Origin of the sequence: Bartonella sp. AA97HXZ, from assembly GCF_042196985.1 — a bacterium.
Taxonomy (GTDB): domain Bacteria; phylum Pseudomonadota; class Alphaproteobacteria; order Rhizobiales; family Rhizobiaceae; genus Bartonella.
The window spans coordinates 176,567-189,426 of the sequence record NZ_JBHIRC010000002.1; the positions used below are offsets into that span (position 1 = coordinate 176,567).

The 12,860-nt window shown below is 37.0% G+C and carries 8 protein-coding genes; all 8 read left to right on the plus strand.

Annotated elements, in window-relative coordinates; translation table 11 throughout:
- The first annotated feature begins 11 nt into the window (after positions 1–11).
- The 8 genes from ubiE to ahcY all read left to right on the plus strand — a co-directional run bounded on the left by ubiE (position 12) and on the right by ahcY (position 12,857).
- Positions 12–794, plus strand: coding sequence for a bifunctional demethylmenaquinone methyltransferase/2-methoxy-6-polyprenyl-1,4-benzoquinol methylase UbiE (gene ubiE / locus ACFINE_RS02115; RefSeq protein WP_375612796.1), 783 nt, complete (start codon positions 12–14; stop codon positions 792–794).
- Between the two features lie 2 nt (positions 795–796).
- On the plus strand, positions 797–2,383 hold the full coding sequence (ubiB, locus tag ACFINE_RS02120) for a 2-polyprenylphenol 6-hydroxylase (protein WP_375620872.1): 1,587 nt from the start codon (positions 797–799) through the stop codon (positions 2,381–2,383).
- Between the two features lie 69 nt (positions 2,384–2,452).
- Complete coding sequence (gene coaBC / locus ACFINE_RS02125) at positions 2,453–3,874, plus strand: bifunctional phosphopantothenoylcysteine decarboxylase/phosphopantothenate--cysteine ligase CoaBC (protein WP_375620873.1); 1,422 nt, start codon at positions 2,453–2,455, stop codon at positions 3,872–3,874.
- A 1,879-nt stretch (positions 3,875–5,753) separates the two neighbouring features.
- Positions 5,754–6,452, plus strand: a complete 699-nt coding sequence (locus ACFINE_RS02130) for a sulfate transporter family protein (RefSeq protein ID WP_375620874.1) — start codon at positions 5,754–5,756, stop codon at positions 6,450–6,452.
- Positions 6,453–7,458: 1,006 nt separating this feature from the next.
- Complete coding sequence (gene accD, locus ACFINE_RS02135; RefSeq protein WP_375611366.1) at positions 7,459–8,379, plus strand: acetyl-CoA carboxylase, carboxyltransferase subunit beta; 921 nt, start codon at positions 7,459–7,461, stop codon at positions 8,377–8,379.
- Positions 8,380–8,383: 4 nt separating this feature from the next.
- The gene (locus ACFINE_RS02140) at positions 8,384–9,703 is read left to right on the plus strand and encodes a bifunctional folylpolyglutamate synthase/dihydrofolate synthase (protein ID WP_375620875.1); all 1,320 of its coding nucleotides are present in this window, start codon (positions 8,384–8,386) and stop codon (positions 9,701–9,703) included.
- A 44-nt stretch (positions 9,704–9,747) separates the two neighbouring features.
- On the plus strand, positions 9,748–10,746 hold the full coding sequence (locus ACFINE_RS02145) for a complex I NDUFA9 subunit family protein (RefSeq protein WP_375620876.1): 999 nt from the start codon (positions 9,748–9,750) through the stop codon (positions 10,744–10,746).
- Between the two features lie 713 nt (positions 10,747–11,459).
- Entirely contained in the window at positions 11,460–12,857 is a 1,398-nt protein-coding gene (gene ahcY, locus ACFINE_RS02150) for an adenosylhomocysteinase (protein WP_375620877.1), read from the plus strand.
- The last annotated feature ends 3 nt before the right edge of the window (positions 12,858–12,860 follow it).

The following is a 12,860-nucleotide window of genomic DNA, read 5'->3' on the forward strand; positions in this document are numbered from 1 at the left end:
AGATCATATACATGGCAATTGAAACAGAACGTGTAGGAACCAAGGGTGGCATGGAGCACTCTTTTGGTTTTACAATAGTAGATGAAACACAAAAACAATCCATGGTGGATGGTGTGTTTCATTCTGTTGCTGAAAATTATGACAAGATGAATGATATCTTATCCTTAGGGCTACACCGTGTGTGGAAAAATTCCATGATTGCTTGGCTTTCCCCACCAGCACTTTCTCATTGGAAAGTTCTTGATGTCGCTGGCGGTACAGGTGATATTGCTTTTCGTATTCTTAATGCTTCACGCCAAAAAGCCCATGCTACAGTGCTTGATATTAATGGCTCAATGCTCAGCGTTGGCAAAAAACGCGCACAAAAAAATGGTCTTGCCCCTCTGATTGATTTTGTTGAAGCCAATGCAGAAAATCTACCTTTTGAAGATCAAAGCTTTGACGCTTACACGATTGCTTTTGGAATTCGCAATGTTCCTCATATTGATCAAGCTCTTAGAGAAGCTTTTCGTGTTTTAAAGCTCGGTGGACGTTTCTTATGTTTAGAATTTTCAAATGTCGAGATGCCTTGGCTCGATAAAATTTATGATCTTTGGTCTTTCCATGCTATCCCTAAGCTAGGTCAATTTATCGCAAATGATGGCGATGCTTATCGTTATTTGGTTGAATCTATCCGCAAATTTCCTAAGCAAGATGATTTTTCCCATATGATCAAGCATGCGGGGTTTTCGCGGGTATCGTACCGCAATCTCACCGGTGCGATTGCAGCGCTGCATTCAGGTTGGAAAATTTAAAAATGGTGCAAATTTCCCCTTACTTTCAATTGATGCGTGCAGGATGGGTTTTAACACGTGAAGGTGTTTTAAGTGCTCTTCCTCATGATGATCTTCAAGGATTTCCAGCGCTATGTCATCGTATAGCGAATGCATTAGCACGACGCAAAACAAAAAAGAAACAGCGATCTGAAAATATTTCATATGCCATTAATAAGCTTGGACCCTCTTACATAAAACTTGGTCAATTTCTTGCCACAAGACCTGATATTGTTGGGCGTGATATTGCGGAAGATTTGTCACAGCTACAAGATCGTGTCCAAACATTTTCTTGCACTGCCGCTATTGCTCAAATTGAAAGTTCTCTTGGTCGCTCTATTGATGATTTATTCGTAAATTTTTATCCCCCCATTGCCGCCGCTTCTATTGCTCAAGTTCATCCAGCTGAATACAGTGATGAAACTGGCCATAAGAAAAAATGTGCTGTAAAAGTTATTCGTCCCAATATCAGAGCACGTTTTTCTAAAGATCTTAGAGGATTCTATCTCATTGCTCATTTACAAGAGCGCTATATCCCTGCCTCTCGAAGGCTTCGTCCTGTTTGTGTGGTGGATACTTTAGCACAAACAACACGACTTGAAATGGATTTACGCTTAGAAGCAGCAGCTATATCTGAAATGGCTGAAAATATTCAACATGATACAGGATTTCGGGTTCCACGTATTGACTGGGAACGGACAGGACGTAATGTTCTTACAATGGAATGGATTGATGGTATAAGAATATCCGAAACTTCCAAACTCAAAGAGGCAGGATTTGATTTGAAGGCGCTTGCTATTACGCTTATTCAATCTTTTCTTCGTCATACACTGCGTGATGGTTTTTTTCACGCCGATATGCATCCTGGTAATTTATTCGTAGATGAAAAAGGATGTATTGTCGCTGTTGATCTAGGCATTACAGGAAGGCTTGGCAAAAAAGAAAAGCATTTCCTTGCTGAAATTCTTTACGGCTTTATTACCCGCGATTACCATCGAGTTGCACGTGCCCATTTTGAGGCAGGCTATGTTCCTTCACACCATAATATCGAAAGCTTTGCACAAGCCAATCGCGCTATTGGCGAACCAATTCACGGACAATCAGCACAAAGCATTTCCATGGCTAAATTGCTCACTTTATTGTTTGAAGTCACTGAATTATTTGACATGCAAACGCGACCTGAACTTTTATTGCTGCAAAAAACGATGGTTGTCGTGGAAGGTGTTGCCCGCACATTAGACCCCACTTTTAATATGTGGAAAGCTTCTGAACCCATTGTCAAAGAATGGATTAGTAAAAATTTAGGACCCGTAGGCGTTGCAAAAGACTTTAGTGAAGGAGCACAAGCTCTCCTTTCGCTGGCACGCAAAACACCACAATTGGTTCAAAATTTCCAACGAATAGAAGAAGATTTCAATCAAATGAGAAAAACAGGTTTTAATCTTTCTCCTGCTACCCTCAAACAACTTGCTGTGGAACAAAGCCACAGAAACCGTTATGGTCGTTATAGTCTTTTCATCATTGCACTTTGTTGCGCTTGTCTTACTTTTTACTTTTTTCATCTTTTCTAATCTCCTTAATATGCTAAAAATATCAACAATGAAATCATTGAAATCATTTTTATTTCTTGGAGGTATTTTATGGCCAGTATTACTATTCGTAACCTGTCTCTTGAAACCAAAGAAGCTTTGCGCATACGCGCCGCGCAAAACGGTATTTCTATGGAAGAAGAAGCCCGCCGTCTTTTAAGCAATCCCCCTACTCACACCACACTCCCCTCTCATGCCAGTGCTGTTGAAGTGCAATCATTGAAATCAAAATCTCTCCTTCTTATTATTGGTGGAAGTATTGCATCTTATAAAGCCCTTGATTTGATTCGCCGTTTACAAGAACGTGGAGCACATTTAAAAGTTGTGATGACAAAAGCGGCGCAAAAATTTATTACGCCTTTAGCCGCTGAAGCTTTAAGCGGTGGTACTGTATATACTGATTTATTTTCACGCGAAGAAGAACATGATATCGGACATATCCGATTAGCACGTGATGCTGATCTGATTATTTTAGCTCCTGCTACAGCCAACCGCATTGCAAAAATAGCCAATGGCATAGGAGATGATCTGGCTGATTGTGTCCTTTTAGCAGCACGCTGTCCACTCTTGATTGCACCCGCCATGAATCCAGCCATGTGGGTGCATCCAGCAACTATTCGTAATGTTGCACAATTGCACGCAGATGGCGTTCATATCATCGGACCAGAAATCGGAAATATGGCTGAACGTGATGAGATTGGATATGGACGTATGAGCGAACCTTTAACTATTGTCGCTGCTATAGAGAATCTTTTGAATGTGCATGAAAAACCTCTTTTTGGCCGCCATTTCATCGTTACCTCTGGTCCTACCCATGAACCAATTGATCCAGTACGTTATCTTGCTAATCGATCCTCAGGTAAACAAGGTCATGCCATCGCAACCGCTCTTGCACATTTGGGTGCAAAAGTAACACTTATTTGTGGACCTGTTCATCTTGCAAACCCACAAGAAGTAAAAACAATTCATGTTGAAACAGCACAACAGATGTTAAAAGCCGTTCAAACCGCATTGCCTGCTGATGGTGCCATCTTTGTTGCCGCTGTTTGTGACTGGCGCAGTCAAACGCAGTCTTTACACAAAATTAAAAAGAATGCTCATAAAATACCACCATCCCTTGATATAGTCGAAAATCCTGACATTTTAGCAACGATTGGACACGCTCCAAACCGCCCCTCATTGGTCATTGGTTTTGCTGCTGAAACATGTGATATCATTGCCAATGCGCAAAAAAAATGTGTTGAAAAAGGAGCTGATTTCATTCTTGCTAATGATATTTCTCTTCAAGTAGATGGTACAAGTGTCATGGGTGCTGATACAAATCAAGTTTATCTCGTAAGTAGAAAAAAAGTTGAACAATGGCCTCATATGAGTAAACAACACGTAGCGCAAAAATTAGCAAACGTGATTGTATCATTTTTTGCCCCCCAAACATCTACTCCTCATGAGAAAAATATACCCCTTTGCAAATAAGAACTCTTCAAACGCGTTGATATTAAAACACCTTATAAAATAGAACTGACAATAGGTGTCTATCCATCTCAATTAGTATATAATATTTTTGATTTATAATGATAACCTAGCATTGTTCATATTAAATTAGAATCCCAGACATCGTAAGATTCTCTTATTTCCAATCTCTCTCATATTGAATCAATAAAAATCATTTTCTTGCACGTTTTAAACAAGGATAACTGTATGAATACAAAACGTTTAAGAAAGAACTAAAAGCGCTTATAATGGACCGTCTCAAGAACCAAGGGCTTGTCTCGGACAACACTGAGGATGATGGTGCCAGCGTGCTCTTTTTATTAAGCGTAAAGTTAGTGATGCCCTATAAGTTTTATATTATTCACGAGAGCTTTACCCATATACCATTCACAAACGCTGTTGCGAAATGGGTATGATGAGCGTTGGGAAATGTTTTTTTAAAATCCTATCTCACCCTAGCCTTCATAAAAGTAGAATCTATTGCACCACTGTCTCGCCAGCTTATAAAAAACAAGCTATCATTCACTTTGGCTACCATCAATTTTGACAAAGCTCTTGTAATGGATAAAATTTATAAAAAGCATTTTCTTTCTTCAATGTTTTTATCCCCATATTGGTCATATTTATGATATGCAAATAAATGATTTTGATTGTTTCATAATGAGAGCAGCTAATGAGAAAATATGACAACTTTATTTTGAGCTCTTATTCGCTATGAAAAATAATGTATAAATCAATGATATTATAACATCTCAATGCAATTTGAAGCATATCTCACACTGACGCTTATAAAGAGTGTAGACAAAATTCACTGCACCACTGTCTATAAGTTTATGAAACTGAAGCCTTTATTATTTTCCTCAGTGATCGGTCTTTAAGATTAAATGTGTATGTCCTCTCTCCAGAATACCAAGACCACAAAAACTAGAATTTTATCCATGATATCCTCACATTGTGATGTTTCATGAGAAGCATTTTTATTCCTTTATCGAAAGCTTTGTATCCATACATTGGTCTCGCCTATAATGTGTACGTAAATAATTTTTTGATGTTGAATAGAGTCTTTGAAATTAAAGAATATTTCTATATTTGGGATTCTTATTCAAGTTGAAAATGATCAATTCTCTTCGATAAATTAGTGGTGTTATTATCTAAAAATTATTTGATACAGTGCACCACTTGTATGAAAAGTGCTTCAATGAATGCTTACTTCATTGCACTTATAGCTTTTAAAATTCAAAATCTCATCATTTTTAAGCATCCGTGGTTTCTCCCTTTCTTTGCTTCTTCTCAAAAAACTGCTCTTTTCTATGGGATCTGACGGTCAATCGCCTAAGCTTATTTTTTCCACTTCTATCATATTAATCATTCTGTTGCCCAAAATTAGAATATCTACGGAGCTACTACGTTACCCCTATTCCATTGAACTCAATATTTTTTTGAAAGCGAGAGGCAAAAGCATGCCGCCAAATAGTAGAAAAGTACAGAATTTTAGGAATTGTGCAAAACAATTAAACATTTAGATAAACGAAGTTAGATAACTCTACTGAATAAATAGAAATAAACAACTTTTCTACCAAATAGTTCTTATTCCTTAATTTTTTACATATATCATATAAACGCAATAATCTACACTATGTACAAAAATACTAAAAATTTCTTCTACAACAGCTACTTTGTTAAATTCTTCTTTGTTTTTAAAAATCAAAATTTCTATTTATTCAAACTTTATTTTTAACAAAGAAACCTTAACCGTTTTTTATAATGTTCTTGAAAAAAATCTTGTAATTCAAAGAAAGAAAAAATCATACAATAAATATATTTCTTGTTTTTTTTGCTTCTTTCCTTAATTTACTAATCTATGATTTTTACTGCTGCTTATCGTGCTTTACAACGTCTTCTAACCTCGCAATATCGTATTATGATACTGAAAGCATTGGGGGTTACTTTTTTCATTCTCACCATTTTATGGTTATGTGTGCACCAACTTTTTGTGTCTTACTTTTGGCCCTGGATTGCTCAATTTCTTCCTGGACTCCCTAGTTGGGCGGGATGGATTGGTTTTAGCATGCTTATCATTTTTAATCTTGGTTTGGCTCTTTTGTTGGCTTTTTTGATTGCACCGATCTCAGCTATGATTGGTGGTTTTTTCATTGACTCTGCTGCTGAAATCATTGAAAAAGAGGATTACCCAAACGAGCCTATTGGACAAGCTTTGCCGTTTCAGCGTTCTCTTATCATTTCCTTTAAATTTGTTATTTTAAGCCTTCTTGGTAATGGAATTGCTTTTATTTTATTCTTCATACCAGGTATTAATTTAATTGCTTTTTATCTTATTAATGGTTATTTGCTCGGTCATGAATATTTCTTGTTTGCAGCTTACCGTTTTCGAACAGAACAAGATGCCCGTGCTTTTTTACATACTCATTACACAACGGTTTTTGGCGCAGGATTATTGATAGCGCTTTTTGTTTCGATTCCTATTATTAATCTAGCAACACCGCTTTTTGCCGCCGCCTTTATGACACATTTACACAAAACGCTTTCCCAAAAGACATAGCACGCATCACACAAAAATAATGCTCCTTAACTTTAAATCAAACAAAACTTGTAAGCCCCCAAAAGCATAATATAAAATTTTATGCTTTTCTTTTTATTAAGGCAATATATTGATTTATAATGATAATTTATCGTTTTATGACATGAGTGAAAAACCTAAATATTATGAGGGTTTCTCATTTTAATCCTATTCATATTGGATCAATTGAAATCGTTTGTTAATATGTCATAAACGGAGGTGGTGTGCGGGTAAAAGTACTTTCAAAAAAGCGTGAAATATCTTTATATGAATCCTCTTAATGCAAACATTATCGTCGTATTGAAAACTGAAAAAGAATATGATGGTGCCGCTTTGTACCCTCTATTTCAGTAAAAACGGATAGCATAATGTCTTTTATACCATTCATGGAGAGTGTATACTCTTCATAAGAGAGTTTTGGAAATTATTGAAAGATATCTGTGTAAAACAAGCACGTAAATGAGTAATATAATGATATTTTGAGCGTATTCTATTTTAATTGTAAAAAGCGTGCGCTTTAAAGAAACCTTTTGAAAAAAATCTTGCTCTGATGTTAGCGTTTCGCTAATATAGCGTTATTGTATTCATTATCTTTAATGGATTATTTTAGCCTTGTTAGCGCCTTATACTATAAGGTTTCTTTTCTTCAAAACTGTTGATACGAATGATTAATTGGATATTCATTTTTTATTAAAAATAAGGCGTTTGTTAACCATCGCAAGGAGTAAATTTTAACACCAAAGTAAAAAATACAAACATGTAAGTTCTTAGAACTTATGAGAAATTTATTATAGGGAATACTCTTCATGATGCATATGATTGTTATGATATGGGAAAAATTAAAAATTAAAAAACAAGCTATACGTACGCTGATAAAAGTATTAAATAGACTCCTTTGTTCAACCGGTAAAGTAAATGTGACTGCTTAAGTTCTATATTCTTTCAAATCATGCAAAAGATGCACAATATTTAAAGGAAGGTTATAAAGATGAACTGGATTACAAATTATGTTCGTCCTAAAATTAACTCTATATTGGGGCGCCGTGAAATTCCAGAAAATCTATGGATTAAAGATCCTACCAGTGGTGAAATGGTCTTCCATAAAGATCTGGAAGCTAATCAATTTGTAGCTCCCAATTCTGGTCATCATATGCGTATCAGTGCTAAAAATCGTCTCATGCATTTTTTTGATGATGGTGTTTATACAGCTCTTGAAAATCCAAAAGTTGTAACAGATCCTTTAAAATTTCGTGACGAAAAACGCTATATTGACCGGTTAAAAGATTATCGTTCTAAACTTGGGGTTGATGACAATATTTTAAGTGCACGTGGTACGATTGAAGGCTTACCAATTATTGCAACTGTTCAAGATTTCGCCTTTATGGGTGGATCACTTGGTATGGCTTCAGGAGAAGCTATTATCAAAGCTTTTGATACTGCCATTGCTGAAAGGCGTCCGCTGGTTCTTTTTGCTGCTTCTGGTGGTGCACGAATGCAAGAAGGAACACTCTCGTTGATGCAAATGCCCCGTACAACTGTAGCGATTGAAATGTTGAAAGAAGCAAAGCTTCCCTATATTGTTGTGCTGACTAATCCAACCACCGGTGGTGTTACTGCTTCTTACGCCATGCTTGGTGATATTCACATTGCCGAGCCTGGCGCTATGATTGGTTTTGCTGGTCCACGTGTGATTCAACAAACTATACGCGAAACCCTACCAGAAGGTTTTCAAAGTAGTGAATATCTGCTTGAACATGGTATGATTGATATGGTTGTATCGCGTTTAGAAATGAAAACAACAATTGCGCGTATTTTACGCTTGATGATGAAACGCCCTGCTGTTTTTAACCCTTCCGATCCATCCCCAACAGACTCTCAAACATCGCTTTCTAGGACAAAAGCAGCTTAAGTTTATGCAACAAAGTCAAATACAAAGGGTGGTGGATGATTTACTAAGAAATTATCCGAAAAAATTTGATCTTTCTTTAGAGCGTATTGTTCACCTTTTAGAGCGTCTTGGTAACCCACATTTAAAACTTGCCCCTGTTATTCACATCGCTGGAACAAATGGCAAAGGATCTGCTTCAGCAATTTGCCGTGCTCTTTTGGAAAGTGCAGGATACCGCGTTCATGTTTATAGCTCACCTCATCTCGTCAACTGGAATGAACGCTGCCGGTTAGGTCAAAAAGGAGGTGGTCAACTTGTTACAGAAAACCAATTGGCTGAGACAATCCGTGAAATTATAAAAGTAAATCGTCAAGAGCCGATTACTATTTTTGAAATTTTTACAGCCGCTGCCTTTATGTTGTTTAGTATACATCCAGCTGATGTTGTCATTTTAGAAGTTGGATTGGGAGGACGTTTTGATGCTACCAATGTCGTTAACAAACCAGCTGTATCGCTTATTATGCCCATTGATTATGATCATGAGAGCTTTCTTGGAAATACAATTGCTCAAATCGCTTTTCAAAAAGGGGGAATTATAAAACCAAACGTTCCAGTGGTCATCGGAAAGCAGAATTATGAAGAAACTCTTGCTACTTTAATACCCCTTGCCGATAAAAATAAAGCATCTTATGCTCTCTTTGATCAAGATTATCAAAGCTATAAAGAACATGGACGTATGGTTTTTCAAAACCATCAAGGTCTCATGGATCTTCCTCTTCCTAACCTTATTGGAGACCACCAAATTGCTAATGCTGGTGCATCTCTTGAAGCAGTTTATCAAGCGGGTTTTCAACTTTCAGAACAAACCATAAATGACGCTTTGAAAAATATTTATTGGCCCGCACGAATGCAGCATCTTACCCAAGGACTTTTGGTTGATCAACTATCTCCTGATATTGATTTATGGTTAGATGGTGGTCACAATCCTGCTGCAGGAAAAGTTATTGCGGCAGAACTTACACAATGGAGAAAAAAAACAGATCGCCCCATTATTATGATTGCTGGCATGCTTAATACCAAAGATGCTGTCGGTTATTTTCGTCCTTTAGCTAACCTTGTCGATAAAGTATATACGATACCGCTGCTTAACAATAATGCCAGTATCTCTCCAACAGACTTAGCTAAATCAGCCCAAAAAGTAGGAATCCCTGCTGCCCCAAAAGCGCACCTACAAGATGCTTTACATAAAATTAAAATGGAATATAAAGAGGCTATTGTTCTTATTAGTGGTTCTCTTTATCTTGCGGGTGATATTTTGCGTGACAATAAAACACCACCGTGCTAGATAATTAGCTATTTTTAAAGCTTTGAAAGATAGACTTTTTAATCATGCAACTTGATTGTGCACTTTATCAACATCCTAAACTCATTACTGTTTTTGGCGGATCCGGTTTTGTAGGACGACATGTCGTTGAAACTTTGACTAAGCGGGGATATCGCGTTCGTATCGCTGTTCGTTGTCCGCAAAAAGCTTATTATATGCTCCAAATAGGAGAAGTAGGACAAACCCAAATGCTTAAAACAGATATCAAGCATCGTGCCTCTGTTGCACGCGCGTTGCTTGGAGCTGATGCGGCAGTGTTTTTGCCTGGTAGCTTAAAACAAGCAAGTCAATCGAATTTTAAAAACACACAAATTGATGGTGTTTACAATGTTGCTGAATTAACAGCAGAAACTGGTATTCCGCTCATCTATATGTCAACACTTGTGGCTAACGAGAATGCTTCATGTCTTTATGCACGTGTTAAGTTTATGGGTGAACAAATCATTCACAACAAGCATCTTCAAGCAATTATTATCCGTCCATCCGTTATCTTTGGACCAGAGGATTGTTTCTTTAACACCTTAGCAGATTTGTCACGTTTTTTACCAATTATGCCTCTTTTTGGAGGTGGACAAAGCAAATTGCAACCCGTGTATGTTGGTGACGTTGCTGAGTTTATCGTGCGCGCTTTAGATGGACAGGTTGCTTGGGGAAAAAATTATGATCTTGGTGGTCCCCAGATTATCACCTTCCAAAATACTCTTGAAAATATACTCAAAATTATTCACCGTAAAAAAACAATCCTATCCATGCCCCTTTCTGCTGGTCTATTGATTGGAGGAATTTTGGGAACAATCGGTAAATTGCCTTTTGTACCAACACTCGTAACAGCCAATCAGATACGTTTTTTGCAAATGGATAACATTGTTTCTAAAGAAGCTATAGAGAATGGATATACTCTAGAAGGTGTGGGTATTACCCCCAGAGCAATGGCAGCATTCTTGCCAAGTTATCTCTGGCGATTTCGTCCACATGGTCAATTTTCCCAAAACCTACTCGTCTAGAATAAATTCTTCCAAAACTGAGTTAATTATTTGATTTATAATTCATAGCGCGTTGTTAGCGGTTTTAAAATCAGAGTGTTCAATAGAGTGATGTTTTTACATTTTAAATACTCTATTCAGTATCACAAAAAATGTTTAATCGTATATCTATAGTCTTTTGATAAAAATCGTTGAAAACAGGAGAAAAGCACTTCTTATAAACTGTCTTTATCCAAGAGCAGGTGCAACATTGGAATCCTAAAGAACCGATTCTGAACTGCCTATCCATAAACATGATAATCTATGGCTTTACATTTATATTATTTTGCTAAAAAGCTTAATAATGAGATTAAAGTAATTCTTCCTTTTTCAACAACCGCATAAGTGAGTAGAATACGAGTATACTACTTTCGATATTATCCCATAAAAATCAATATAAAAACTGTAAAGCAATGCACCATTTTTATTATTTAAAAGGTATTCCCTCTGGAGACTTTTAAAAGCTTTAAAGTTACGTGAAAAGGATAGAATTTTGTTTATATAATAAAACTTATCATGAAGATCTCCTACTCCGTCAGCAACATCACTACTCAGATCCATAAATGCATATTTGTTGCACAAATTTATGGAGATTTTAAAAGAGCTTTTTCACATAAAGAAGTCCTCTTCTTGTCTTGCATTTTTTTTTAATTTCTCCTACCGTCTTGGAAAAACTTATTTTAAAGGAATGAAGAATGGCAGCTCAAGATTTTGTTGTCAAAGATATTGCACTTGCTGCTTATGGTCGTAAAGAACTTGATATTGCTGAAACAGAAATGCCTGGTTTGATGGCTTGTCGTAAGGAGTTTTCTTCCAGTCAACCTTTGCGCGGAGCGCGTATTTCTGGCTCATTGCACATGACAATTCAGACAGCTGTTTTAATTGAAACATTAAAAGCGATTGGCGCCGATATACGATGGAGCTCTAGCAATATTTTTTCTACGCAAGACCATGCAGCAGCAGCTATCGCCGCAACTGGCATTCCTGTATTTGCCATTAAAGGTGAAACATTGGAAGAATATTGGACTTATATAGATGCAATCTTCCAATGGCCAGATGGTAATCCTTCCAATCTTATTTTAGATGATGGAGCTGACGCCACAAACTATATTTTAATGGGAAGTCGTGCAGAACAAAATAAAGATATTTTATCGCATCCCAAAACAGAAGAAGAAGAAATTTTTTTCAAACAAATACAAAAGCGTATGGATGCAACGCCAGGTTTTTTTACACGACAGCGCGCGGCAATTAAAGGTGTAAGCGAAGAAACCACAACAGGTGTAAACCGTCTTTATCAGTTACAAAAAGAAGGACTTCTACCTTTTCCTGCTATTAATGTTAATGATAGCGTCACTAAATCAAAGTTTGATAATAAATATGGATGTAAAGAATCATTGGTCGATGGTATTCGACGTGGAACAGATGTGATGATCGCTGGTAAAACTGCCATTGTCTGTGGTTATGGTGATGTAGGAAAAGGTTCAGCAGCATCTCTTTCTGGTGCTGGGGCTCGTGTTAAAGTAACAGAAATTGATCCTATCTGCGCTCTTCAAGCCGCTATGGATGGCTATGAAGTTGTTAATTTGGATGATGCTGCTTCCAGTGCTGATATTATCATCACGACAACAGGCAATAAAGATGTTGTTCGTTTAGATCATATGCGACAAGTAAAGGATATGTGTATTCTTGGAAATATTGGTCATTTTGATAACGAAATCCAAGTCGCTGCCCTTAGAAATTTGCCATGGACAAATATTAAACCACAAGTTGATATGATCACCTTTCCCGATGGAAAACGCATCATTTTGCTCTCTGAAGGGCGTTTGTTAAACCTCGGGAATGCGACTGGGCATCCTTCTTTTGTCATGTCGGCCTCGTTTACTAATCAAGTTTTAGCGCAAATTGAACTTTTTACCCGTTCAGAACACTATACAAATGAAGTCACTGTTTTGCCTAAACATCTTGATGAAAAGGTTGCACGTCTACATCTGGATCGGTTAGGAATAAAATTAAGTGTTTTATCAGAAGAACAAGCCGCTTATATTGGAGTCTCACCACAAGGACCTTATAAACCAAACCATTACCGTTACTAATAC

Coding starts and splice junctions, on each gene's coding strand:
- ahcY (WP_375620877.1), top strand. CDS start 11,460: ATGGCAGCTCAAGATTTTGTTGTCAAAGATATTGCACTTGCTGCTTAT.
- accD (WP_375611366.1), top strand. CDS start 7,459: ATGAACTGGATTACAAATTATGTTCGTCCTAAAATTAACTCTATATTG.
- ACFINE_RS02130 (WP_375620874.1), top strand. CDS start 5,754: ATGATTTTTACTGCTGCTTATCGTGCTTTACAACGTCTTCTAACCTCG.
- ubiB (WP_375620872.1), top strand. CDS start 797: ATGGTGCAAATTTCCCCTTACTTTCAATTGATGCGTGCAGGATGGGTT.
- coaBC (WP_375620873.1), top strand. CDS start 2,453: ATGGCCAGTATTACTATTCGTAACCTGTCTCTTGAAACCAAAGAAGCT.
- ACFINE_RS02140 (WP_375620875.1), top strand. CDS start 8,384: ATGCAACAAAGTCAAATACAAAGGGTGGTGGATGATTTACTAAGAAAT.
- ACFINE_RS02145 (WP_375620876.1), top strand. CDS start 9,748: ATGCAACTTGATTGTGCACTTTATCAACATCCTAAACTCATTACTGTT.
- ubiE (WP_375612796.1), top strand. CDS start 12: ATGGCAATTGAAACAGAACGTGTAGGAACCAAGGGTGGCATGGAGCAC.